The following is a 25132-nucleotide window of genomic DNA, read 5'->3' as shown; positions in this document are numbered from 1 at the left end:
GGCTAACCCAGCGGGTCGGCGAACCGGAAGTGCCGGGCCACCGCCTCCTCGCACGCCGCCAGGGCCTGCCGCAGCCGCTGCTCCGGCGGTCCCGTGACCAGCCGCCACGGCACGCCCCGCGCGGCCAGTCCCGCCCGGAACTCGGCCGTCATCCACGCGCGCAGGTGCTCGCCGTCCCGCCACCCGTCCTGCTCGAACGGCACGCCGACGTGATCGGTGAGCAGGTACAGGGCGGGCCGGTGGGCGTCCGGCGCGATGTCCGGGTGCGGCGCGCCCAGGTACCGGTGGCCCCACACGGTCGCTGCCCACGAGTCGTTGTCGCACACCAGGACCGGGCCGTCCACCGCCGCGTCGGCGAGTTCCCGTTGCCTGCGCGCCACGTCCTGGAAGTCACCGACCGTCCACACGAGACTGTCGACGGTGGCGTCCGGGTGGAACGCGCGGGCGGCGGCCAGCTTCAGCTCGGTGTGCTCGCGGCCGTACTCGGGCACCCAGGGTGCGCCGAGCGCGGCCGCGAGGTCACGCGACAACGTCGTGGTGCCGCTGCTCTCCGCCCCGAGCACCACGATCCGGGCGCACAGTCCCACCCGGGTCGCCGGCGCGAGGTGCGCCCACTGGCCTCGCGGGTCGGCCCGGACCGCGGTACCCGACACGGGGTGCGCGCTGCGGTCCAGGTCGACCAGGACGTGCCGGGCGCCCAGCCGTTTGGCCATCTCGTCGCCGTAGTGCTCGCTGGAGAACACCGCGTCGACCGCCGCCGACGCCGGGTCGCCGTCCAGGATGGCGCGCCGCGCGAGCACCGCCCGTGCCACGCCCATGTGCGACTCCCACACGGTGTCGCTGTGGAAGTCCATCTCGTGGTCGTCCACGTCGCCGAGCACGACGAGACCGGGCGTGTCCGCGTGTTCGGCGCGCAGCCAGGCCACCCGGTCCGCGACCGGGATGGACTCCACGCTCGACGCCAGCACGGTCACCGTGGTCCGCCTGCTGCGCGCGGCGGCCGTGCGGATGAGGTGGTGGTGACCGGCGTGCGGCGGGTAGAACTTGCCGAGCACCAACGCGTGGTCGAAGTCGGTCACGCGACGGCGGCCAGGTCGTCGCGCAGGTCGTCGTCGCGCAGCGCCTTCGTCCAGTTGCGCAGTCCCAGCACGCAGAGGGCCATGAAGCCGACGTAGAGGATCGCGGTCAGCCACAGGCCCTTGTAGGCGTACAACGGAACGTAGATCACGTCCGCGGCGATCCACAGCCACCAGCACTCGACCTTCTTGCGGGTCTGGCCCCACGTGGCCAGCAGCGAGAGGACAGTGGTCACGGAATCCGCCCAGGGCACCGTCGAGTTGCTGAACGAGGTGAGCACCCACACCAGCAGCAGGGTGCCCGCCACACCGGCCCCGAGCAGCCACCACCACTGCTCGCGGGTGGTCCGGCTGACGGGCAGGGCGGAGTGTTCGGCGCCGCCCCGCAGCCAGGCCCACCAGCCGTACAACGCGAGCGCGATGTAGACGACCTGCAGGCCGGAATCGGCGTACAGGCCGCTGGTCGCGAACAGCACCACGAAGGCGAGGTTGTTGAGGATGCCGATCGGCCAGTTCCACGGGTTCTGCCCGGCCACCAGCCACACGCACAGCGCGCCGGTGATGAACCCGGCCACCTCGCCCCAGCTCGTGGTGGCCCCGGCGAAGGTCAAGGCGGTTGTGTTGAAGGGCCACAGGATGACGTCCAGCACTGACACGGGCACTCCGTTTGACCGTAGATCGAACACATGTTCGAATGTGGGCATGCGATGGGACGGGCAGAAGGACGGGGCTGACCGGCAGCAGGCTCTGCCGGGGTTGCCGGGACTGGTTCGCAGCGTACGAACCCCCGACTTCGCCGATGTCGTGTTCCACGAAGTGAACGCCAAGTCCGTGTTGAACAAGGTGCCGGGCGGCCGGCTGCCGTTCGGCTGGACGATCAACCCCTATCGTGGCTGCTCGCACGGCTGCACGTACTGCCTGACCGGCGACACCCCCGTGCTGCTGGCCGACGGCCGCACCAAGCCCATCGCCGAGTTGTCCGTCGGCGAGGAGGTGTTCGGCACTTCGGACGGGAGGTTCGTGGTCACGCGTGTGCAGGCGCACTGGAAGACGTCCAAGCCCGCGTACCGGCTCACGTTGAGCGATGGCACGCAGGTGGTGGCCGGCGGCGACCACCGGTTCCTCACCGACGAGGGCTGGAAGCACGTCACGCCCGGCCGGTGCGACGATTTCGAGGAGCGGCCGTTCCTGGTCAAGGGCACGCAGCTGGTCGGAACGGGCCGGTTCGCGGCGCCGCCCGCGCACGACGACGAGTACCGCACCGGTTACCTGTGGGGTGCGGTGCGCGGCGGGCTGCCCAGCCACCCGGATGTGCGGGCACGGGTGCGCGAGTTCGCCGGCGGTCGGGTGCCGCGCGAGAGCGAACTGGTCGAGTGGCCGACGACGCCGGGGGAGGAGTGGTCGAAGGGGTTCCTGGCGGGCCTGTTCGACGCGCGCGGCAGCTCCACCGGCGGTCAGCTGGTGATGTCCAGTTCGGACAGCGCGGTGTTCGAGGCGGCGGTGCTGGCGTTGACGCGGCTGCGCGTGTCGCACGTGGTCGAGGTGCGCGGGGTGCGGATCGTCGGCGGGCTGGCCGAGCGGCTGCGGTTCCTGCACCTGGCGGGTCCGGTGATCCCGCGCGGCAACGCGGTGGAGGGCATGGAGGTGCCCGTGACGTCCCGGCTGTCGGTGGTGTCGGTGGAGTCGCTGGGCGTGACGCGGACGTTGTACGACATCACCACCGGGACCGGCGACTTCGTGGCCAACGGTCTGGTCAGCCACAACTGCTTCGCCCGCAACACGCACACCTACCTCGACCTGGACGCCGGGCGCGACTTCGACACCCAGGTCGTCGTGAAGGTCAACGCGGTGGAGGTGCTGACCGCTCAGCTCCGGTCCCGGAAGTGGCGGCGCGAGCACGTGGCGATGGGCACGAACACCGACCCGTACCAGCGGGCGGAGGGCCGGTACGCGTTGATGCCGGGCATCATCCGGGCACTGGCCGACTCCGGCACGCCGTTCTCGATCCTCACCAAGGGCACCGTGCTGTCGCGGGACCTCCCGCTGCTGGCGGAGGCCGCGTCGTCGGTGTCGGTGGGCATCGGCGTGTCGCTGGCCCTGCTGGACCGCGACCTGCAATCGGGCTTGGAGCCGGGCACGCCGAGTCCGCAGGCGCGGTTGGAGCTGGTGCGCCGGATCCGTGACGCGGGGTTGCCGTGCGGGGTGCTCGTCGCGCCGGTGCTGCCGAGGTTGACCGACTCGGAGGAGCAGCTGGACGCGCTGCTGGCGTCGATCGCGGCGGCGGGCGCGACCGGCGTCACCGTCCTGCCGCTGCACCTGCGGCCGGGCGCGCGCGAGTGGTTCGCCCGGTGGCTGGTGCGTGAGCGGCCGGACCTGGTCGACAGCTACCGGAAGCTGTACGCCGGAGGGGCCTATGTGGACGCCCGCTACCGCCGGTGGCTGACCGCCCGCATCACGCCGCTACTGGCCCGACACGGCCTGGACGCGCGCGGCACACGCGACGCCGTGGGCGTCCCGGGCGATGACGAGGGCGTGTGGCCGGAAGGCAGCCTCCCCGCTACAACCCCACCCGCCCCGGTGGTCCAGGAACAACTGACCCTCCTCTGACGGGGAGGGGACGCCGGAGGCAGTCGTACGGCGTACGGCGTACGGTACGCTGTACGACATGCATGCTGTTCCGGGTAGTGGGGCTGGGTTCGTGCCGACCGACGAAGACGTGGCGGGCGTGCTCGCGTGGTTCGAGGAGTGGGACGCCCTGGCCGTGGCCAAGGACGTCGAGGCGATGGCCGGGATGGCGTTGTTCCCGGTCAACGCGGTCACCGACGGTTCGGCGCAGTCGTGGGACCGGGAGCGGTTCCTCAAGGACATGGCGGCGACCCTGGGCGAGGGTGACGTGCAGATGGAGTCGGTTCGGACGCCGGTCTTCATCAACGCCGACCTGGTGTTCGTGATCACCGACGCGACCATCACGGCGGGCGAGTTCTCGCAGGTCGTGCGGTACGGCGACCTGCTGGTGAAGACCGACGGCAAGTGGCTGTTCCAGACCATGGTCCAAGGCGGGTGGTAGTCGTCCGGGCCACTAACAATCAGTCTTGACTGTTTGTTAGTGGCCCGGAACACTCGGTCGCATGGCCACCGGAACCGGGCAGCGGGAAACCAGGCGCCAGGCCGACCGAAGTCGGGAGACCCGGCGCAAGCTCATGGAGGCGACCGTCGAGTGCCTGGTCGAACGCGGCTGGGCGGGTACGACGACAACCGTGGTGGCCGAGCGCGCGGGCGTGTCCAGGGGCGCTCAACTGCACCACTTCCGCACCCGCGGCGAACTGGTCGCCGCCGCGGTCGAGCACTTGGGCGCGGAAAGCGTCCTGCACCTCAAAGACCGCGCGCGGCAGGTCAAGGGGGGTTCGCCGAAAGATCAGATCACCGCGGTGGTCGAGCTGATCGCCGACTTCTACGCCAGCGACCTGTTCACCGCCGCCCTCGAACTGTGGGTGGCCGCGCGCACCGATCCCGACCTCAAGACGGTGGTGGTGCCGCTGGAGGTCCGCCTGGGCCGCGAGACGCACCGCCTGGCCGTCGAGCTGCTGAACGCCGACGAGACCAAGCCTGGCGTCCGCGAAGCCGTGCAGATCACCCTCGACCTGGTGCGCGGCCTGGCCCTGGCCAACCAGCTGACCGACGACGGCAATCGGCGTAAGAGGATCATCCGGCACTGGGCTCAACTGCTGGAGGACTCGCTGTGATCACCGAAATCCTGAACGACCTGCGCGCCGAGAGCCAGGTGCTGGACGACCTGGTCTCGCCGCTGTACGACTGGACGATCCCCACGCCCGCCGAGGGCTGGACGATCGCGAACCAGATCAGCCACCTGCGCTGGACCGACCGCATGGCCACGCTCGCCGCCCGCGACCCGGCGGCGTTCACCGAGGCGTTGAAGCAGGCCGCACCGGACCTGGTGGACGAGGGCGCGCGGGAGCGGGTCAGGCTGTCGGACTGGCGGGCGAGCCGCGCGGAGCTGGCCGAGGCGCTCCTGGCGGTGCCGTCGGGCGTGAAGGTGCCGTGGTTCGGCCCGCCGATGAGCCCCGCGTCCATGGCCACCGCCCGGCTGATGGAGACGTGGGCGCACGGTCAGGACGTCGCCGACGCGCTCCAGGTGACCCGTGAGCCGACGCACCGGCTCAAGCACGTCGCGCACATCGCGGTCCGTGCGTTCGGCTACGCGTTCCTGGTCAACGGCCTGCCGGTGCCGCAGGCGCCGGTCCGGGTCGAGCTCACCGGGCCGCAGGGAGAGCTGTGGACGTGGGGTCCGGAGGACGCCGAGGACCGGATCACCGGTCCCGCGTTGGACTTCTGCCTGCTGGCCACCCAACGACGGCACCGCGACGAGCTGGCCGTCACCGCGGTCGGGGACACCGCCAACGCCTGGCTGCCCATCGCGCAGGCGTTCGCCGGTCCTCCCGGCGCGGGACGGGGCAAGGGGCAGCGGTGATCCGGATCGGCAACGCCTCGGGCTTCTACGGCGACCGGTTCTCCGCCGTCCGCGAGATGCTGGCCGGCGGCGGCCTGGACGTGCTCACCGGCGACTACCTGGCCGAGCTGACCATGCTCATCCTGGGCCGCGACCGGATGAAGGACGCGAACCTCGGCTACGCACGCACGTTCCTGCGCCAGCTCGAGGAGAACCTGGCCGACGCGTTGGCCCGAGGCGTCAAGATCGTCTCCAACGCCGGCGGGCTGAACCCGGAGGGGCTGGCCGAGGCGGTCGACGAGCTGGGCCTCGGCGCGAAGGTCGCCTACGTGACCGGCGACGACCTGCGGGAACGGTTCCCGGAGGCGTTGACCGCCAACGCCTACCTCGGCGCGTGGGGCATCGCCGAATGCCTGAACGCCGGTGCGGACGTCGTGGTCACCGGCCGGGTCACCGACGCGTCGCTGGTCGTCGGACCGGCGGCGGCGCACTTCGGGTGGGGCCGTGAGGACTGGGACGCCTTGGCGGGCGCGACGGTCGCCGGGCACGTGCTGGAGTGCGGCACGCAGGCCACCGGCGGCAACTACTCGTTCTTCACCGAGATCGACGCGACCAGGCCCGGTTTCCCCATCGCGGAGATCGAGGCCGACGGCTCGTCGGTCATCACCAAGCACGACGGCACGGGTGGCGCGGTCACCGTGGACACCGTCACCGCGCAGCTGCTCTACGAGATCGGCGCGCCCGCCTACCTCGGGCCGGACGTGGTCAGCCACTTCGACACCATCCGGCTCGACCCGCACGCGCGGGGCGTCCGGATCTCCGGGGTGAAGGGCTCGCCGCCGCCGGACACGCTCAAGGTGTGCCTCAACACCCTGGGCGGGTTCCGCAACTCCACCACGTTCGTGCTCACCGGGCTGGACGTCGAGGCCAAGGCGAACCTGGTCCGCCACCAGCTGGAACAGGCCATCGGCGAGGACGGCCTCACGTGGACGCTGGCGCGCACCGAACACGCCGACGCGGACACCGAGGAGGCGGCGAGCGCGCTGCTGCACGTCACCGTCAAGACGGCGGATCCCAAGCGGGCCAAGGCATTCTCGCGGGCGGGGGTCGAGCTGGCACTGGGGTCCTACCCGGGGTTCCACGTCACCGCGCCGCCCGGTGACGGCACGCCGTTCGGCGTCTACCGGGCCGCGTACGTGCCTCGGGCGTCGGTGCGGCACCAGGCCGTGCTGCCGGACGGGGAGGTGGTCGAGGTATGAGCGTTCCCCCAAAAAAGGTTCCACTGGGGACGATCGCGGGCGCGCGCTCCGGTGACAAGGGTGGTGACGCCAACCTCGGTGTGTGGGTTCGGACCGACGCGCAGTACGAGTGGCTGCGCGGGGAGCTCACGGTCGAGCGGTTGAAGGAGCTGCTGCCCGAGGCGGGTGAGGTCGACCGGTACGAGCTGCCGAACCTCAAGGCGCTGAACTTCGTGCTGCACGGGCTGCTCGGTGACGGCGTCGCCTCCTCGACCCGGTTCGACCCGCAGGCCAAGGCGCTGGGGGAGTGGCTGCGCTCCCGTCACGTCGACATCCCGGAGGCGCTGCTGTGAACCCGATTGCGGTGAACACGACGTCCGAGCTGTTCGAGACGCCCGAGCGGCGGGATCTCCGCGCCACCGTGCGGAAGTTCACCGAGCGGGAGGTCGTGCCGCACCTGTCGGATTGGGAACGGGCCGGGGAACTGCCCCGTGAGCTGCACCGGAAGGCCGCGAAGATCGGGCTGCTCGGCATCGGGTTCCCGGAGGGCGCCGGCGGCGCGGGCGACCTGCTCGACAGCGTCGTGGCGACCGAGGAGCTGATCCAGGCCGGTGGCTCGTCCGGGCTGGTCGCGGGGCTGCTCACGGGCGGCATCGCGTTGCCGCACATGGTGGACGCGGGTGACGAGAGCCTGATCGACCGGTTCGTCCGGCCCACGCTGAACGGCGAGCTGATCGGGGCGCTCGCGGTCACCGAGCCCGGTGGCGGCTCGGACGTGGCGGCCTTGCGCACCACCGCTCGGCGTGAAGGTGATTTCTACGTGGTGAACGGGTCGAAGACGTTCATCACTTCAGGTGATCGGGCGGATTTCGTCACGACCGCCGTGCGCACCGGTGGTCCCGGTCACCGGGGCGTGAGCCTGCTCGTGATCGAGAAGGGCACGCCGGGGTTCACCGTGGACCGCCGGCTGGAGAAGATGGGCTGGCACTGCTCGGACACCGCCGAATTGTCCTTTGTGGACGCACGGGTGCCGGTGGCCAACCTGGTCGGGCCGGAGAACGGCGGGTTCGCGCTGATCATGCGGCAGTTCCAGGTGGAGCGGATCTCGATGGCCGTGCAGGCTTACGCGACGGCTCAGCGCTGTCTCGACCTGACCCTGGCGTACACGCGGCAACGCGAGACGTTCGGCAAGCCGCTCATCGCCCGGCAGGTCGTCAGCCACCGGCTGGTGGAGATGGCGCAGCGCATCGACCTCGCCCGCACGTACACGCGCGAAGTGGCGGTGAAGGTGTTGCAGGGCCAGGACGTCGTCGCCCAGGTGTGCTTCGCGAAGAACGCGGCCGTGGAGGCGTGTTCGTTCGTTGTGGACGCGGCGGTCCAGCTGCACGGCGGAGTTGGTTACACGCGCGTTATGGAGGTCGAACGACACTACAGAGACGCGCGGATCCTCGGCATCGGGGGCGGTGCGACCGAGGTGATGACGGAGCTGGCGGCGAGGCGATTGGGGTTCACGGGATGACGACGTTGCGGACGGCGCTGGACAGTCGGTCGCCCGAGTACGCCGGGAACCGGGAGGCGTTGCTGGCCCGACTCGTCGAGTTGGACGCCGAGCAGGCCAAGGCGTTGGCGGGCGGCGGCCCGAAGTACACCGAGCGGCACCACAAGCGCGGCAAGCTGCTGGCGCGGGAGCGGATCGAGCTGCTGGTCGACCAGGACAGCCCGTTCCTGGAGCTGTCGCCGTTGGCGGCGTGGGGCACCGACTACCCGGTCGGCGCGAGCGTGGTCACCGGTATCGGGGTGGTGGAGGGCGTCGAGTGCGTGATCGTCGCCAACGACCCGACCGTGCGTGGCGGGGCGAGCAACCCGTGGACGTTGCGCAAGACGTTCCGCGCCAACGACATCGCGTTGCAGAACCGGCTGCCGTTGATCGGGTTGGTCGAGTCCGGCGGTGCGGACCTGCCGAGCCAGAGCGAGATCTTCATCCCCGGCGGCCGGGCGTTCCGCGACCTGACCCGCCTGTCCGCGGCCGGTGTCCCGACCGTCAGCACGGTGTTCGGCAACGCCACGGCGGGTGGCGCGTACGTGCCGGGCATGTCGGACTACGTGGTGATGATCAAGGAACGTTCGAAGGTGTTCCTCGGTGGTCCGCCGTTGGTGAAGATGGCGACGGGCGAGGAGTCCGACGACGAGTCGTTGGGCGGCGCGCGGATGCACGGCACCACGTCCGGTCTGGCCGATTTCGTGGCCGAGGACGAGGTGGACGCGATCCGGTTGACCCGGCGGGTGGTCGCCCGGCTCAACCGGCGCAAGCTCGGCCCCTCGCCCAAGCCCGTGGAACCGCCGCTGCACGACGAAGAGGACCTGCTGGGGCTGGTGCCGACGGACCTGCGCGTGCCGTTCGACCCGCGCGAGGTGATCGCCCGGATCGTGGACGGCTCCCGGTTCGACGAGTTCAAGCCGGACTACGGCGGCAGCCTGGTGACGGGGTGGGCCGATCTGCACGGTTATCCGATCGGGGTGCTGGCCAACGCGCGCGGTGTGCTGTTCAGCGAGGAGGCGCAGAAGGCCACGCAGTTCATCCAGCTGGCCAACGCGAGCGACACACCGTTGCTGTTCCTGCAGAACACCACCGGGTACATGGTCGGCGCGCAGTACGAGCAGGGCGGGATCATCAAGCACGGCGCGATGATGATCAACGCGGTGTCGAACAGCCGGGTGCCGCACCTGACCGTGGTGATGGGCGCGTCGTACGGCGCGGGCAACTACGGCATGTGCGGCCGGGCCTACGACCCGCGGTTCCTGTTCACCTGGCCCAACGCCAAGTCCGCCGTGATGGGGCCGAAGCAGCTCGCGGGCGTGCTCTCGATCGTGGCCAGGCAGGCGGCCGCGGCGAAGGGGCAGGACTACGACGAGGAGCACGACGCGGCCATGCGGCAGGCGGTGGAGGGGCAGATCGAGCAGCAGTCGTTGGCCGCCTTCCTGTCCGGCCGGCTCTACGACGACGGTGTGATCGACCCGCGCGACACCAGAACCGTGCTCGGGCTCTGCCTGTCCGCGATCCACAGTGGACCGATCAAGGGCGCCGACGGCTACGGCGTCTTCCGGATGTGAGGACGCCATGATCCGCAGGCTGTTGATCGCCAACCGGGGCGAGATCGCCCGCCGGGTGATCCGGACGTGCCGGGAGGTGGGGGTGTCGCCGGTGGCGGTGTTCTCCGACCCGGACGCGCACGCGCCGCACGTCCGGGAGGCCGACGCGGCGGTGCGGCTGCCCGGAGCCTCGCCCGGTGAGACCTACCTGCGTGGTGACCTGCTGGTGGCCGCGGCGCTCGCCGCCGGTGCGGACGCGGTGCACCCCGGCTACGGGTTCCTGTCCGAGAACGCCTCGTTCGCGCGTGCCGTGCTGGCCGCCGGGTTGACGTGGGTGGGGCCGGATCCCGAGGTCATCGACGCCATGGGGTCGAAGGTCGCGGCCAAGAAGCGGATGGCCTCCGCCGGCGTGCCCGTGCTGCCGGAGTTGGACCCCGAGTCGGCGCTGGAGTTCCCGGTGCTGGTCAAGGCGTCCGCCGGTGGCGGTGGGCGGGGTATGCGGGTGGTGCGGTCCGGCGCCGAACTGGCGGAGCAGGTCGCCGCTGCGCGCCGGGAGGCCGAGTCCGCCTTCGGTGACGGCACGGTGTTCTGCGAACCGCTGCTCGAACACGCGCGGCACGTCGAGGTGCAGGTCCTGGCCGACGCGCACGGCACGGTGTGGGCGTTGGGTGAGCGGGAGTGTTCCATCCAGCGCCGCCACCAGAAGATCATCGAGGAGACGCCGAGCCCGGCCGTGACACCGGAGGCCCGTGAGCGGCTGTTCGACGCGGCGACCAGAGCCGCCGAGACCATCGGGTACGTCGGCGCGGGCACGGTGGAGTTCCTGTTCACCGACGACGGCTCGTTCCACTTCCTGGAGGTCAACACCCGGCTCCAGGTCGAGCACCCGGTCACCGAGGAGGTGTTCGGCGTCGACCTGGTGGCCTGGCAGCTCGCCATCGCCGAAGGCGCGCGGCTCCCCGGGGAACCGCCGACACCCGGCGGCCACGCGATCGAGGCCCGGCTGTACGCCGAAGACCCGGCGCACGACTGGCGGCCCGCCGGCGGCACCGTGCACCGGTTCGCCGTTCCGGACGGGGTGCGCGTCGACAGCGGTGTGGAGGACGGCAGCGAGGTCGGCGTGCACTACGACCCCCTGCTGGCCAAGGTGATCGCGTGGGCGCCGACCCGGCACGCGGCGATCCGCAAGCTGGCCGCCGCGTTGGAACGCACCGAGCTGCACGGCCTCGTCACGAACCGGGACCTGCTGGTGCGCACGCTGCGGCACCCGGCGTTCGGCGCGGGCGACACCCACACCGGGTTCCTAGACCAGCACGACCTCACCACACCGGAACCGGTCGACGTGCGGCCCGCCGCGCTGGCCGCCGCCCTCGCGTTGGCCGAACGCCGCCGCGCCACCCTCCCGCTGGGCACCTTGCCGCCGGGCTGGCGGAACCTCCCGTCCCAGCCGCAGACGGCCGTGTTCGAGCACGGCGGCGAGACGGTCGAGGTCGACTACCGGCACACCCGCGCGGGCGTGGAGACGAGCCTCGACCTGACGGTCGTGTCCGCCTCACCGGACGCGGTGACGGTGGAGCGGGACGGGGTGCGCACGACGTTCCCGGTCGCGGTGTACGGGGACCGGGTCGAGGTGGGCGCGGTGTCGCTCAAGGTCCGGCCGCGCTTCCCCGAACCGCAGGCCAAGGTCGCCGAGGGCGCGACCGTCGCACCGATGCCGGGCACGGTCGTGCGGGTCGCGGTCGAACCGGGGCAGCGGGTAGAGGCCGGGGCGGAACTGCTGGTCCTGGAAGCGATGAAGATGGAGCACCGGGTGCTGGCCGCCGCCGGCGGCACGGTCGCGGAAGTCCTCGTGCGGGCAGGTCGACAGGTCGATGCGGGCGACGTGCTCGCGGTAGTGGAGGCTGGATCATGACGATCAACTTCACCGAGAGCGAAGAGCGGCGGGCGCTGCGCAAGGCCGTCGCCGACCTGGCCCGCAAGTACGGCCACGAGTACTTCACCGCCAAGGCGCGGGCCGGGGAGAAGACCGACGAGCTGTGGGCCGAGGCGGGCGAGCTCGGCTACCTCGGCGTGGCCGTGCCCGAGGAGTACGGCGGCGGTGGCGGCGGCATCGGCGACCTGGCCGCCGTGTGCGAGGAGCTGGCCGCGGCCGGCTGCCCGCTGCTGCTGACGGTCGTCTCGCCCGCCATCTGCGCCACGGTGATCGCCCGCTTCGGCACCGAGCCCCAGAAGCGGCGGTGGCTGCCCGGGTTCGCCGACGGCACCACCAAGATGGGGTTCGCCATCACCGAGCCGGACGCGGGCTCCAACTCGCACAAGCTCACCACCGCCATCCACCGCGACGGCGACGAGTGGGTCCTCAACGGCGGCAAGTACTACATCTCCGGCGTGGACGAGGTCGAGGCCGTCCTGGTGGTCGCCAGGCACGTGGACTCGACCGGGCAACGGCTCGCGCCGTCGCTGATGATCGTGCCGACGAACGCGCCCGGCTTCACCTACCTGCACATCCCGATGGAGGTGCTGTCGCCGGAGAAGCAGTTCACCTGCTTCTTCGACGACGTGCGCCTGCCGTCGGACGCGTTGGTCGGCAGCGAGGACGCGGGGCTGGCCCAGCTGTTCGCCGGGCTCAACCCGGAGCGGATCATGGCGGCGTCCTTCGCCACCGGCATGGCCCGCCGCGCACTCGACCAGGCGAGCGAGTACGCCCGCACCAGGACCGTCTGGGACACGCCGATCGGCGCGCACCAGGGCATCGCGCACCCGCTGGCGCAGTGCGCGATCCAGGTCGAGCTGGCGAGGCTGATGACCCAGAAAGCCGCGGCTCTCTACGACGCTGGGGAGGACCGGGCTGCTGGTGAGGCGGCCAACATGGCCAAGTACGCGGCGGGGGAGGCGGTGGCGGCGGCGGTGGACCAGGCCATCCAGGTCCACGGTGGCAACGGGCTGTCGTCGGAGTACGGACTGGGCGCCATGCTGGCCGCGTCCCGGTTGTCCCGAATCGCCCCGGTCAGCCGGGAAATGATCCTGAACTTCGTCGCGCAGCACACGTTGAAGTTGCCGCGCTCCTATTGAGTCAGGCCCATTCCCAGCGCAGGCCGACCACGCCGGGACCGAAGTCGAGCGCGACCGCGTACGCGTAGCCCCACGTGTCCACCGGGGTCTCGCGCACGTCGGTTGGTTCTCCACCGGTCAAACCGGTCGTGAATTGTTCACAACGCGCGGGTCGGCACCGCGAGTCGTACCGGACCTCCAGGACGTACTCGCGAACGGGGTGGCGGAAGCGCCGCGAGTGGGTGTTGTCGAACGTGGGGTGGTGCGGTGCCACGTGGATCAGCTCGTACTCGACGGCGGTCCGCTCACCTCGGCGCAGCGGGCGGTCGAGCAGCAGTTCGGCGACCATCAAACCGTTGCGCGGGTCGGCGGAAACCCGCCCCAGTCTGCACGAGCGCAGCGTGCCGATGACGGGCAGCGGGTCGCCCGGCAGCCGGGTGTCGTAGCCGAGCAGCACCCGGTCGACGCCCGCCCGTTCGGCGCGCAGCACCTGCCGCGACCGCACCCGGCGGGTGCTGCCGTCCATCGCCAGCTCCACCTGATCGCGCAGGCTGAGGCGGGTGAGGTCCTGGTCGGTGCTGGTGTCGACGTCGGCCAGCAGCTCCGCGATGGTCGCGTAGTCGCTCTCGCCGACCCAGCCCTCGGGACCGGACACGCGCGGCCGGGGACGGGCCTTGCCGCGCGGCCGGGGCGGTCCGAGCAGCGTGCTCAGCCCGCCGGCGCCGACCTCCAGGATCTCCTCCAGGTGGCCGACGGCGGTGAGCGAGTCCGGTCGCTCCGGCCGCCGCCTGCCCGACTGCCAGTAGCTCAGCGCGGCGATGCTGACCGCCACGCCCCGCGCCCGCAGCTTGTGCTGGATGCGTTCCAGGCTGAGCCCTTTCGCGCGGATCGCCGCACGCAATGCGTCCGCGAAGGGGTCGCTGTCCGCGTCGATCCGTCGGGGATCGCGTACCCGCGATTCCGGTCCGACGACTGGCGTAGGCATCTTCGCTCCGTTCTTCCGTGGACAAGGCGAGCGACGTTATCGTGCGAAATCACCGGTGCGGTACAGCCGATCGGGTTTCCCGCAGTGGATTTAACCGAATCGGACGGCAAAATCCGGTCGGCTGTGGAATGTTTGAAATCTCATTAACAGCAGTGGTGTGAAGAACCCGGTACCGGGCGATCGTCGCACCGCACTGGGGCGTCCGGTCGCTTCCCGATAGGCGGAGCAGCCCATGGTCTCGGAGCTGTGGGTGACGTGGAGCACATCCGAGGCGGTCGCGGGACCCCTATGCGCAGTGTCACATTGACAGCGGTGCCGATGTCTTCGCCCGGGTGCCCCCTGGGTCCTTCTCCTTTCGTCGGCAACCTTCCAAAGCATTTTCTCCACAGCGTTGAATAGTTCTCAATCACGTTGCCCGCGGTGGTTCCCCCGAACCGAGTCCTCCGCCGGGCGCCCACCGCCTGACCGGAGTTCGGCACACTGGCAGCCCCGACGCGTGATCCGCGCCGGGTCCCTTCCCCTGCAAAGGAAAGCCGTATGCGCAAGCTCTTACCAGGTCTCGCCGTCGCCGCCCTGACCGTCGCCCTGCTCGCCGCGCCCGCCCACGCCGAGGGCGCCGTCCTGCACGCGGGCTCGGCCACCGCCGTGCCCGGCAGCTACATCGTCAAGCTCAAGGACCTTCCCGAACTCAAGAACGGCGCCGCCGCCGTCGAAGCACGGTTGGGCACGCAGGTCACCCGGACGTTCCCCGCGTTCGGCGGCTTCGCGGCGTCCCTGACCGCGAAGCAGGCCCGTCGGCTCGCCGCCGACCCGGCGGTGGAGTACGTCGAGCAGGACCAGGTCGTGCAGGCCCGCACCACCCAGTACAACGCGCCGTACGGCCTCGACCGGCTCGACCAGCGCTCGTCCGCGGACGGCACGTACAACTACACCTCGACCGGTCGGGGCACCAGGGCGTACGTGATCGACACGGGCCTGCGGTCCACGCACACCGAGTTCGCGGGCCGGACGTGCCCCGGCTACGACGCGGTCGACAACGACAGCGTCCCCCAGGACGACAACGGCCACGGCACGGCCGTCGCGTCCCTCATCGCGGGCCGCGTGAACGGCGTCGCGAAGGAAGCCCTGGTGTGCGGCGTCCGGGTGCTCGGCGGCTCGGGCAGCGGCACGACCACCACCGTCATCGCGGGTATCGACTGGGTGGCGCGCAACCACGTCAAGCCCGCGTCCGCCAACCTCAGCCTGGGCGGCGGCGCGTCGACCGCGATCGACGCCGCGGTGCGCCGGCTGATCGCGGCGGGCGTGACCGCGTCCGTGACGGCGGGCGGCAGCAACGCCAACGCGGCGAACTACTCGCCCGCCCGCGTCGCGGAGGCGATCACGTCGGGCGCGGCCACCAGGACCGACACCCGCGCCACGTTCTCCAACTACGGCCCGGTGGTCGACGTCTACGCCTACGGCGTGAGCATCACGGTCGCGTGGGGCACCAGCGACACCGCCACCAACACGTTGAGCGGCACGTCGCTGTCCACCGGCTACGTCACCGGCGTGACCCTGAGGTTCCTCCAGGCCAACCCGGCGGCGACGCCCGCGCAGGTGCACTCGGCGGTGGTCTCCGAGGCCACGCCGCTGTCGTGGGGCCGACTGCTGTACTGGTCGCCGACCCGGTGAGCTACTGGTCGGCGAGGTGAGCCGACGGGGCGAGCTCGTGGCGCATCACCAGCTCGCCCCCGTCCACCTCGCCGGTGTCGGTGAAACCGAACGCCACGTACAGGCCGCGGGCCACCGCGTTGCCCGGCACGACGCTCAGCACCAGCTCGGTGCGGCCCTCGGAGCGCGCCACGTCGGCGATCGCGGCCAGGCCCTTGCGACCGAGCCCGCGGCCCTGGGCGCGCCGGTCGATCATGAACCGGACGATGTGCAGCGCTTCCGGTCTGTCCCGTTCGAGGAGGGTGAAGCCCACCAACTCCTCTCCGCTGAACAGCGCAAGCGGCTGCATCCTCGGCCGGTGGATCCAGGCGTCCGCGATCGACTTGAGGTTCGTCGCGACGAACGACCGCTGCTCTTCGTGGACCTCCAGGCCGATCACGGCCCGGTAGTTGTCCTCGGTCACGGGTTCCAAACGCATGTCCGGACGGTAGCGCCGTCGTCACGCCACCGCTCCCGGATTTTGGGAAACCGCAGGTCACGGGGTTTGTTGACGCTAGAGGTTTAACTGGCAATTGTTCACCCTTCCGAGGGAACGCATCGGTTGCCTACGTTTGTGACTGTCAGCGAGGGCAAGGTGGCCCAATGTCACCCCCGAGCCCTGCACAGCTCCTCGGGGTGCGTTGGGATCACCGTCGAAGAACGGAATCCGCATGCGACAGTCACGACAGGTCCGGTTCCTGGCCGGGGTCGGGGCGACGGCGCTCGCCGTCACCGCGACCTCCCTGTTGGCCGCTCCCGCGCAGGCCGCCGAGGGCGAGATCCTCGCCGCCGACGCCTCGCAGAAGGTCCAGAACCACTTCATCGTCAAGCTCAAGGACGGCTCGACCGCGTCCGCGCAGAGCCTGGCGGGCCAGTACGGCGGCCAGGTCGACACCGTGTTCCGCAGCGCGCTCAACGGCTTCACCGTGTCGCTGCCGGAGGCGGCGGCCAAGCGGCTCGCGGCCAACCCGGCCGTCGAGTACGTCGAGCAGGACCAGGTCTTCACCATCCAGGCGACGCAGACCAACCCGCCGTCGTGGGGCCTCAACCGGATCGACCAGCGCAACCTGCCGCTGGACTCGGCCTACAGCTACACCTCGACCGGCTCGGGCGTGAACGTCTACGTCATCGACACCGGTGTGCGGATCAGCCACAGCACGTTCGGCGGCCGGGCTCGCAACGGCTACGACGCGGTCCAGAACGACAGCGTCGCGCAGGACGGCAACGGCCACGGCACGCACGTCGCGGGCACCATCGCGGGCAGCCAGTACGGCGTCGCCAAGGGCGCGACGGTGTACGGCGTGCGCGTGCTGAACGACGCCGGCAGCGGCACCACGGCCGACGTGATCGAGGGCATCGACTGGGTGACCAACAACCACGTCAAGCCGGCCGTGGCGAACATGAGCCTCGGCGGCGGCGCGTCCACCACGATCGACGCGGCCGTGCGCCGTTCGGTCGCGGCGGGCGTCACCTACGCCATCGCGGCGGGCAACAGCAACGCCAACGCGTCCAGCTACTCGCCGGCGCGCGTGACCGAGGCGATCACGGTGGGTGCGACCACCAGCACCGACGCCCGTGCCAGCTACTCGAACTACGGTTCGGTCCTGGACATCTTCGCGCCGGGTTCGTCGATCACCTCGGCGTGGCACACCAGCGACTCGGCCACCAACACCATCAGCGGCACCTCGATGGCGACCCCGCACGTCGCCGGCGCCGCCGCCCGTTACCTCGCGGGCAACCGCTCGGCGACCCCGGCCCAGGTGTCGAGCTACCTGGTCGGCCAGTCGACGGCCAGCAAGGTGACCAGCCCGGGTACCGGTTCCCCGAACCGCCTGCTCTACCTGGCGCCCACCGCCTGACCGACACGCAGGACACCCGGGGCCGCCCCTTCTCGCGAGGGGGCGGCCCCGGTCGCGTCAGGCGGGCTCCACCACCAGGAACACCAGCGGCGTGGCCGGTTTGCCGTCGCCCCCGGCGAGTTCGGTGCCGGGCACGACGCCGCCCGCGACGACCTTGTCCACCACCTCCATGCCCAGGGTGACCCGACCGAGCACCGGGAAGTCGGGGCCGATCACGGGACTGTCCTGGTAGACGATGAAGAACTGGCTGCCGTTGGTGCCGGGGCCCGCGTTGGCCATCGCGACCACACCGCGCTTGTAGTCGCCGGCCTTGGCCGTCGGGTCGTCGTAGGCGTATCCCGGTCCGCCGGTGCCGGTGCCCGTCGGGTCGCCGCACTGGAGCACCCAGAGCCCCTCCACGGTGAGCCGGTGGCACGCCGTGGAGGGGTAGAACTGCTTCTTCACCAAATGGCGGAAGCTGTGCACCGCGCACGGCGCGCTCGCCGCGTCGAGTTCCACGTCGATGCGGCCCTGGCCGGTGTCGAAGCGGATCGTCACGGTGCCCTCGGCGGGGACCGCACCCGCGTCGGGCGGGCCCATCTCGCGCGGCGGTTCGTCTTCGGCCCGCGGGTACTCGCAGTCGACGGTCGGGATCGGCGCGGTCGGCGTCGTCCCCGCGGTCGGCGCGGAGCCCGCCACCGGGCGGCCGGGGACGGCCGTGGTGCACGCGGTCGTCAACAGGATCAAGGCGCTCACGAGCAGGCGTCTGGCCATCACGGGATCGTAAGGTGCGGTGGGTGGGCTCCAGGGCGCTTCGCGCGGAACGAAGGAAACCTGGTGGCGCCGACCACCGGGCCGTTGGCTAGCCTTGACGACCAGTAGTCAGTTGAGCTAGCCCCCAAGTTGAGCAACCCGAGGAGAGCAGTACCCGTGATGCGCACGCACGAGGCCGGGACGCTCCGCGCCGAGCACGCCGGGCAGTCCGTCACCCTGACCGGGTGGGTGGCCCGCAGGCGCGATCACGGCGGAGTGATCTTCATCGACTTCCGGGACGCCTCCGGGGTGGCGCAGGTCGTCTTCCGCGAGGGCGAGATGGCCGAACGCGCGCACAAGCTGCGCTCGGAGTACGTGATCAAGGTCGTCGGTGACGTCACCCGCCGCCCCGAGGGCAGCGAGAACCCCGACCTGCCCACCGGCGCCATCGAGGTCTACGCCACCGAGCTGGAAGTGCTCAACGAGGCCGCCCCGCTGCCGTTCCAGCTGGACGAGCACCTCGAGGTCGGCGAGGAGGCGCGCCTGCGCCACCGCTACCTCGACCTGCGCCGCAGCGGCCCGGCCAAGGCCATGCGGCTGCGCAGCGAGGCCAACCGGATCGCCCGCGAAGTGCTGCACGCGGAGAACTTCGTCGAGGTCGAGACCCCGACCCTCACCCGCTCGACGCCGGAAGGCGCGCGCGACTTCCTGGTGCCCGCCCGGCTGCGCCCCGGCTCCTGGTACGCGCTGCCGCAGTCGCCGCAGCTGTTCAAGCAGCTGCTCATGGTCGGCGGCCTGGAGCGGTACTACCAGATCGCCCGCTGCTACCGGGACGAGGACTTCCGCGCCGACCGGCAGCCCGAGTTCACCCAGCTCGACATCGAGATGAGCTTCGTCGAGCAGGACGACGTGATCGCGCTCGGTGAGAAGGTCGTCACCGCGCTGTGGAAGGGGCTGGCCGACCACGAGATCGCCACGCCGTTCCGCCGCATCTCCTACGCCGAGGCGATGGCCAAGTACGGCACCGACAAGCCGGACCTGCGCTTCGACCTGGAGCTCACCGAGCTGACCGAGTACTTCAGGGAGACCCCGTTCCGGGTGTTCCAGGCCCAGTACGTGGGCGCGGTGGTCATGCCCGGCGGCGCGTCGCAGCCCCGCCGCACGCTCGACGCGTGGCAGGAGTGGGCCAAGCAGCGCGGCGCTCGCGGGTTGGCGTACGTGCTGGTCAACGAGGACGGCACGCTCGGCGGCCCGGTCGCCAAGAACCTGTCCGACGCCGAGCGCGAGGGCCTGGCCAAGGCCGTCGGCGCCAACCCCGGCGACTGCGTGTTCTTCGGCGCGGGCGACCCGGACGGCGCGCGTGCCCTGCTCGGCGCGGCGCGCGTGGAGATCGCGCACCGGGTCGGCCTGATCGACGAGAACGCCTGGTCGTTCGTCTGGGTCGTGGACTTCCCGATGTTCGAGGCGGTCGACAAGATCGGTGGTGACGTCGCGGTGGGCAGCGGCGCGTGGACCGCTCTGCACCACGCGTTCACCTCGCCGACCCCGGAGTGGATCGACCGCTTCGAGGAGGACCCGGGCAACGCCCTGGCCTACGCCTACGACATCGTCTGCAACGGCAACGAGATCGGCGGCGGGTCCATCCGTATCCACCGCGCCGACGTGCAGCAGCGGGCGTTCCAGGTCATGGGCATCGGTCCCGAGGAGGCCCAGGAGAAGTTCGGCTTCCTGCTCGACGCGTTCAAGTACGGCGCGCCGCCGCACGGCGGCATCGCGTTCGGCTGGGACCGGATCGCCATGCTGCTCGGCGGGTTCGACTCGATCCGCGAGGTCATCGCGTTCCCGAAGAGCGGCGGCGGCTACGACCCGCTGACCGCGGCGCCCGCGCCGATCACCCCGCAGCAGCGCAAGGAGGCGGGCGTCGACTTCAAGCCGGCTCCCGAGAAGCAGTAGCCGGTGCTGCACCTGCGGGCCATCTGCCCCGTCGACCACACCGACGAGGTGCTGGCGGCGCTGAAACAGCACCCCGGCGTCACGCACATCGTGCTGTTGCGCGGCGCGGCGATCGAGCCCGCGGGTGACGTGGTGGAAGCCGACGTCGCCAGGGAGGCCACCGACGTGGTGGTGGCCTCCCTGTGCGAGCTGGGCGTCGACCGCAACGGCGGTGTGACGCTGGAGCAGATCGACACCGCCCTGTCCGACGCGGCCGACCGCGCCGAACAGGACGCGCCCGGTGAGGGCGCGGACGCCGTGGTGTGGGAGGAGCTGCTGTCGCGCACCGGCGAGGAGTCCCGGCTCAACGTCACGTTACTGTCGTTCCTGACCGTCGCGTGCCTGCTCGCGGCGGTCGGCGTGGTGACGAACTCGCCGGTCACGATCGTCGGCGCGATGGTCGTCGGACCGGAGTTCGGCCCGCTGGCCGCGATCGCCGCCGGCATGGTGCTGCGGCGCTGGGACCTGGTGCGCAGAGCCGTCACGGCGCTCACGGTCGGGTTCCCGCTGGCCATGGCGATCACCGCGGTGGCCGCGATCGCCGGCTCGTACGCGGGCCTGTTCGACCGGGACATGGTGCTGGCCGCGCACGAGGTCGACTTCGTGTTCCAGGTCGGGCCGTTCTCGTTGATCGTGGCCCTGCTCGCGGGCGCGGCCGGGATGCTGTCGATGACGTCCGCCAAGTCGGCGGCGCTCGTCGGGGTGTTCATTTCGGTCACCACCGTGCCCGCCGCGGGCTTCGCCGCGGTCGCCGCCGTTCTCGGTGAGTGGGACATATGCGTCCAGTCCGTTGCGCAGTTGGCGGTGAACCTCGTGGGCATCGTGGCGGCGGCGGCGCTGGTGCTGGCGTTGCGCACCCGCCGGGGCCGGGTCCGTGACCTGGGACGACCCCTCGCGGACGGCTGACCGGGTGCGATTTCGGCAAAAGGTGGAACCCGGCGTGCGGTGAGCACTACCGTCACGGTGCCCGGACGGGTTCTGTCAGGTCGGTGGCCACCGGGAGTAGGGTCGGAGGAGATGAGCGTGGAGATCACCGCCGGCCCGCAGGACATCGACGACGCTGCCCCTTCCGAGCTGGACGCGGCGGTGGCGGCGGCCGAGTCCGTGTTGAGCAGCAGGTTCGGCGCACCGGTTCGGCTGGCCGACCCCGAGGACCTCGGGGGAGCGGGTCGGTCCGTGGTCGCGCGCGTCCGGGTGGCGCACACCCCGTTCTCGCTGCCCCGCACGCTGGTGGTCAAGCGCTACCCGTCGCGGGTGGCCGACCGGGACCCGTTCGCGCACGAGGTGGTGAGCCACAAGCTGCTCACCGCGCTGCCGTCGGAGGAACGCTTGACACCCGAGCTGGTCGCGCAGGACAACACGAAGCGGCTCGTGGTGCTCGAAGACCTGGGCAAGGCCCCTCGGCTGGCGGAGAAGCTGCTGGGCTCCGACGCGCGCGCCGCCGAACGCGGGCTGCTGTCGTGGGCGCACGCCATGGGGCGGCTGCACGCGACGACCGCCGGGCGTGACGCCGACTTCGACGCGTTGATGCGCCGCCAGGGCAGCCAGTGCTGCGCCGATCCGATCGTGGTCGACGTGCACACGGCCTTGGCCGGGATGCCGGCGCTGCTGTTCGAATCGCTGGGGGTCGACACGCCCGACGCGGTGCGGTCGTTCGCCGAGCAGGCCGTGCGGGGGTTCGTCACGTCCCGCCGGCGTGCGTTCAGCCCGTCCACGTCGTGCCCGGACAACCACCTCGTGACCAGCAAGGGCGTCCGGTTCCTCGACTTCGAGGGCGGGTGCGTGCGGGACATCGTGTTCGACGCGGCGTGCCTGCGGGTGCCGTTCCCGTCGTGCTGGTGCGCCTACGGGCTGCCCGCCGGCATGTCGGAGGCGATGGTCGCGGCGTGGCGGGCCGAGGTGTCGTCGGTGTGGCCCGACCTGGACGACGACGCGGTGTTCCTGCCCCGGCTGCTGGAGGCGCAGCTGCTGTGGGTGTGGCTCGGCACGTGGCGCGGGCTGCCGGGGTTGGACTCGGCGCTGCCGTCCGGGCACCGGCCGCTGGACTCGCCGCCGCGGGTCCTGGTGCTGACCTCGCGGTGGGTGCGGCTGCGGAACGACGCGCTGGCGTCGGGCGCGAAGCACATCGCGGCGCACGCCGAGGACGTCATCACGGCGCTGGTGTCGCGGTACGGGGCGAAGGCCGCGGAACTGCCGCTGTACCCGGCATTCCGGTAGCGTTCCGCTGTTCGTTCTCGGCGCGTCACGTGGCTGCGCGATGGTCTTCTTCGTGGCCAAGACGGTGCGCAGCCTGGTGGTCCTCGGTGACTCGACGACGGTGGGCGTGGGCGATCCCGTGCCCGGTGGGTGGCGGGGTGTCGGCCCGCTGCTCGCGGCGGCCTTCGCGGACGCGCGGTACCTGAACGTCTCGTTCACCGGGGCGCGGGTGGCGTCGGTGCGGCACGAGCAGCTGCCGAAGGTGCTGCCCGCGCGGCCGGACGCGGCCGTGCTGCTGGTGGGGATGAACGACACGCTGCGGTCGGACTTCGACGCCCGGCAGCTGCACGTCGACCTGGACGCGATCGTGGGCGCGTTGGTGGCGGCGGGTTCGGCCGTGGTCACGGTGCGGTTCCACGACCACAGCCGGGTGTTCCGGCTGCCGGGTGCGCTGCGGCGGGCGCTGCGGTCGCGGATCCGGGAGTTGAACGAGATCCTCGACGCGGTGGTGCGGCGGCACGGGATCGGGTGCGTGGACCTCGACCTGATGGACGGCGCGTACTCGATGGAGACGTGGGCGGTGGACCGGCTGCACCCGTCGGAGTTGGGGCACCGGCGGCTGGCGGCGGCGTTCGCGGCGCGGTTGGCGGAGGCCGGGTGCGAGGTGCCGGGCCGGGTGTCGCTGGTGTGCACGGGCGGGCTGGAGGTGACGCCCCTGCACCACGTGGGCTGGTTGGTGGTGAAGGGGATTCCCTGGCTCTGGCGTCGGGGCCGTGATCTGATCCCCTACGCCGCGACGATCATGTACCGCTCTTGGGCGGGGCTTCCGGAACCACCCCGGTATGTCATACGTCCGAGTGACGATCTCGATCCCTTGTTCGAACAGCGTGGAGCATGAGGCGGTGGCCGTGCTCCCGCGCGACCACCGCCTCGTCCGGACGGACTAGCCGAGCTGGTAGACCGTCGACCCCCCGATCGTCATGGCCTCGTAGTTCGCGGCGACCCACTCGCTGATCTCGTTGCCGCCGCCGCGTCCGCCGCCCATGCCGCCGCCCGAGACGAAGTAGCCGATCCGGCCGTCCGCCACGTACTGCTCGAACTCCTCCAGCGTCGGCGCCGGGTCGCCGCCGCTCCAGCCGCCGATGCCGATCACGGCCTTGCCCGAGGCCAGCGACAGGCTCGCCGCGCTCTGCGCGCTCGTGGTCGCCGCCGCCCAGGTGCCGGTGGTGTTCCGGAGCAGGTCCGCCAGTTCGTCGGAGACCTGGTCCATCCCGCCGCCCATGCCGCCGCCCATCCCGCTGCTGTAGGAGGCGGGGCCGGACATCGGGATGGAACCGCCGTGCGCGGTGGCGGCCGTGGCCACGCCGAACGCGGCGGAGGAGAACAGCGAGGTGATCAGGGCCAGCGCGGCGGTCCGGCGGGCGCCCATCACGATCGCGGTGGCCACCAGCACGGTCAGCGCGGCGACGGTCCACCGGATCCACGGCATCCAGTCCGCGTACCGCTGGAGCAGCGCGAACCCCCAGAAGCCGGCGGCGGCGACCATCAGGGCGAGCGCCACCCGCACCGGGAAGTGCTTGCGGCCGCGCCACATCTCCCTGCCGGCGATGGCGACGAGCGCGGCGACGCCCGGTGCGACGGCGACCGTGTAGTACGGGTGGGTGATGCCGCTCATGAAGCTGAACACGATCCCGTTGCCCAGCACCCACAGGCCCCACAGCACCAGGGCCGCACGGGTCTTGTCGGTGCGCGGCATCCGGCGGGTGAACCACAGCCCGGCGACCAGGCCGATGAGCGCGGCGGGCAGCAGCCACGAGATCTCGCCGCCCATGCTCGCCCCGAACAGCCGGTCGATGCCGGTGCTGCCGCCGAAGCCGATGTTGGCGTTGCCGTTGCCGCCGACCACCATGCCGCCGCCGCTGCCGCCGAAGATCCGGCCGAGGCCGTTGTAGCCGATGGCCAGCTCCCACAGGGAGTCGTTCGACGAGCCGCCGATGTACGGGCGCGAGTCGGCCGGCCACAGCGCCACCAGCGCGATGAACCACCCGGCGGAGACGGCGACGGCGAGTCCCGCGCCGAGCAGGTGCAGGAACCGCTTGGGCAGGGTGGTGGGCGCGGCGAGCAGGTAGGCGGCGGTGAACGCGGGCAGCACCAGGAACGCCTGGCCCATCTTGGTCAGGAACGCGAACCCGATCGCCACGCCCGCCAACGCCAGCCACCAGCCGGACGCCTTCTCCAGTGCCCGCACGGTGCAGTACGCGCCCGCCACCATCAGCAGCACCAGCAACGCGTCGGGCAGGTTGAACCGGAACATCAACACCGCGACCGGCGTCACCGCGAGCGCCGCACCGGCGATCAACCCGGCCACCGCGCCGGACGTGCGCTTCACCGTGGCGTACAACAGCCACACGGCCAGCACGCCCTCGATGGCCTGCGGTGCCAGCACGGTCCAGCTGGAGAACCCGAAGATCCGGGCGAACAACCCGCTGATCCACAGGAAGACCGGCGGTTTGTCCACCGTGATGACGCCGCCGGCGTCCAGGCCGCCGAACAGCCAGGCGGTCCAGCTCTGCGAACCGGCCTGCGTGGCGGCGGCGTAATAACTGTTGCCCCAGCCGGAATCGGTGAGGTTCCACAGGTAGAGCACCGCGGTGCCGACCAGCAACACCACCAACGCGGGCGTGGTCCAGTTCCGGGGCCGACGGTGCGCGGCCGGTGTGGTCTCGGGTGCCGTCAGGGTGGCGGTGGTCATCGAA

Annotated in this window: 20 protein-coding genes and 1 pseudogene; 15 read left to right on the top strand and 6 right to left on the bottom strand. The window is 71.3% G+C overall.

Going from position 1 to position 25132, the window contains the following annotated elements; genetic code table 11:
• Window positions 1-2: 2 nt before the first annotated feature.
• Together FM051_RS16020 and pnuC are read right to left on the bottom strand one after the other, a co-directional pair.
• A complete protein-coding gene (locus tag FM051_RS16020; protein ID WP_158843748.1) occupies window positions 3-1079 on the bottom strand; it encodes an AAA family ATPase in 1077 nt (358 codons plus the stop codon).
• Complete coding sequence (gene pnuC / locus FM051_RS16015) at window positions 1076-1732, bottom strand: nicotinamide riboside transporter PnuC (RefSeq protein ID WP_202918855.1); 657 nt, start codon at window positions 1730-1732, stop codon at window positions 1076-1078. Before pnuC ends, FM051_RS16020 begins: the two co-directional genes overlap by 4 nt.
• A gap of 46 nt (window positions 1733-1778) precedes the next feature.
• Here pnuC and FM051_RS16010 point away from each other — a divergent pair, with 46 nt between their 5' ends.
• The 9 genes and pseudogenes from FM051_RS16010 to FM051_RS15970 all read left to right on the top strand — a co-directional run bounded on the left by FM051_RS16010 (window position 1779) and on the right by FM051_RS15970 (window position 12944).
• Entirely contained in the window at window positions 1779-3683 is a 1905-nt protein-coding gene (locus tag FM051_RS16010) for an intein-containing Rv2578c family radical SAM protein (protein WP_202918854.1), read from the top strand.
• A gap of 58 nt (window positions 3684-3741) precedes the next feature.
• Complete coding sequence (locus FM051_RS16005) at window positions 3742-4143, top strand: nuclear transport factor 2 family protein (protein WP_158843745.1); 402 nt, start codon at window positions 3742-3744, stop codon at window positions 4141-4143.
• Window positions 4144-4204: 61 nt separating this feature from the next.
• Window positions 4205-4819, top strand: a complete 615-nt coding sequence (locus FM051_RS16000; RefSeq protein WP_158843744.1) for a TetR/AcrR family transcriptional regulator — start codon at window positions 4205-4207, stop codon at window positions 4817-4819.
• Complete coding sequence (locus FM051_RS15995) at window positions 4816-5565, top strand: TIGR03084 family metal-binding protein (protein WP_158843743.1); 750 nt, start codon at window positions 4816-4818, stop codon at window positions 5563-5565. The genes FM051_RS16000 and FM051_RS15995 overlap by 4 nt, the downstream gene beginning before the upstream one ends.
• Window positions 5566-5621: 56 nt before the next feature.
• Window positions 5622-7135: pseudogene (locus tag FM051_RS15990) on the top strand (acyclic terpene utilization AtuA family protein).
• The gene (locus tag FM051_RS15985) at window positions 7132-8301 is read left to right on the top strand and encodes an acyl-CoA dehydrogenase family protein (protein ID WP_238412419.1); all 1170 of its coding nucleotides are present in this window, start codon (window positions 7132-7134) and stop codon (window positions 8299-8301) included. The pseudogene FM051_RS15990 and the gene FM051_RS15985 overlap by 4 nt, the downstream one beginning before the upstream one ends.
• Window positions 8298-9893: an acyl-CoA carboxylase subunit beta gene (locus FM051_RS15980; RefSeq protein WP_158843742.1), complete on the top strand. Its 1596-nt coding sequence runs from the start codon at window positions 8298-8300 to the stop codon at window positions 9891-9893. The genes FM051_RS15985 and FM051_RS15980 overlap by 4 nt, the downstream gene beginning before the upstream one ends.
• Before the next feature lie 7 nt (window positions 9894-9900).
• Entirely contained in the window at window positions 9901-11784 is a 1884-nt protein-coding gene (locus FM051_RS15975; protein ID WP_158843741.1) for an acetyl/propionyl/methylcrotonyl-CoA carboxylase subunit alpha, read from the top strand.
• A 2-nt stretch (window positions 11785-11786) separates the two neighbouring features.
• Entirely contained in the window at window positions 11787-12944 is a 1158-nt protein-coding gene (locus FM051_RS15970; protein WP_158844157.1) for an acyl-CoA dehydrogenase family protein, read from the top strand.
• 1 nt (window position 12945) lies between these two features.
• Here the strand turns inward: FM051_RS15970 and FM051_RS15965 are convergent, their stop codons facing one another.
• Window positions 12946-13908: a hypothetical protein gene (locus FM051_RS15965; protein ID WP_158843740.1), complete on the bottom strand. Its 963-nt coding sequence runs from the start codon at window positions 13906-13908 to the stop codon at window positions 12946-12948.
• Window positions 13909-14445: 537 nt separating this feature from the next.
• On the opposite strand from FM051_RS15965, the gene FM051_RS15960 reads away from it, so the two are divergent.
• Window positions 14446-15579 carry a S8 family peptidase gene (locus FM051_RS15960; RefSeq protein WP_158843739.1) on the top strand — a complete coding sequence of 378 codons (1134 nt, stop codon included), beginning with the start codon at window positions 14446-14448 and terminating at the stop codon, window positions 15577-15579.
• A gap of 1 nt (window position 15580) precedes the next feature.
• Here the strand turns inward: FM051_RS15960 and FM051_RS15955 are convergent, their stop codons facing one another.
• Window positions 15581-16036 (bottom strand): GNAT family N-acetyltransferase, encoded by a 456-nt coding sequence (locus FM051_RS15955; protein ID WP_158843738.1) that lies wholly within the window; start codon window positions 16034-16036, stop codon window positions 15581-15583.
• A 232-nt stretch (window positions 16037-16268) separates the two neighbouring features.
• Here FM051_RS15955 and FM051_RS15950 point away from each other — a divergent pair, with 232 nt between their 5' ends.
• On the top strand, window positions 16269-17456 hold the full coding sequence (locus tag FM051_RS15950; protein WP_158843737.1) for a S8 family peptidase: 1188 nt from the start codon (window positions 16269-16271) through the stop codon (window positions 17454-17456).
• A 57-nt stretch (window positions 17457-17513) separates the two neighbouring features.
• Here the strand turns inward: FM051_RS15950 and FM051_RS15945 are convergent, their stop codons facing one another.
• A complete protein-coding gene (locus FM051_RS15945; RefSeq protein WP_158843736.1) occupies window positions 17514-18209 on the bottom strand; it encodes a peptidylprolyl isomerase in 696 nt (231 codons plus the stop codon).
• Window positions 18210-18365: 156 nt separating this feature from the next.
• Here FM051_RS15945 and aspS point away from each other — a divergent pair, with 156 nt between their 5' ends.
• From aspS to FM051_RS15925, 4 genes are all read left to right on the top strand, one after another.
• On the top strand, window positions 18366-20141 hold the full coding sequence (gene aspS, locus FM051_RS15940; protein WP_158843735.1) for an aspartate--tRNA ligase: 1776 nt from the start codon (window positions 18366-18368) through the stop codon (window positions 20139-20141).
• 3 nt (window positions 20142-20144) lie between these two features.
• Window positions 20145-21086, top strand: a complete 942-nt coding sequence (locus FM051_RS15935) for a DUF389 domain-containing protein (RefSeq protein WP_158843734.1) — start codon at window positions 20145-20147, stop codon at window positions 21084-21086.
• Between the two features lie 111 nt (window positions 21087-21197).
• A complete protein-coding gene (locus FM051_RS15930) occupies window positions 21198-22397 on the top strand; it encodes a hypothetical protein (RefSeq protein ID WP_158843733.1) in 1200 nt (399 codons plus the stop codon).
• A gap of 40 nt (window positions 22398-22437) precedes the next feature.
• Window positions 22438-23274, top strand: a complete 837-nt coding sequence (locus FM051_RS15925) for an SGNH/GDSL hydrolase family protein (protein ID WP_158843732.1) — start codon at window positions 22438-22440, stop codon at window positions 23272-23274.
• A gap of 45 nt (window positions 23275-23319) precedes the next feature.
• Here FM051_RS15925 and FM051_RS15920 read toward each other — a convergent pair whose 3' ends face one another.
• Window positions 23320-25128: a glycosyltransferase family 39 protein gene (locus FM051_RS15920; protein ID WP_158843731.1), complete on the bottom strand. Its 1809-nt coding sequence runs from the start codon at window positions 25126-25128 to the stop codon at window positions 23320-23322.
• Window positions 25129-25132: the final 4 nt, after the last annotated feature.

The organism is Saccharothrix deserti (assembly GCF_009769385.1).
Taxonomy (GTDB): domain Bacteria; phylum Actinomycetota; class Actinomycetes; order Mycobacteriales; family Pseudonocardiaceae; genus Actinosynnema; species Actinosynnema deserti.
The sequence above is the reverse complement of the archived record's forward strand: the minus strand, read 5'-3'. Positions and strand labels throughout refer to the sequence as shown.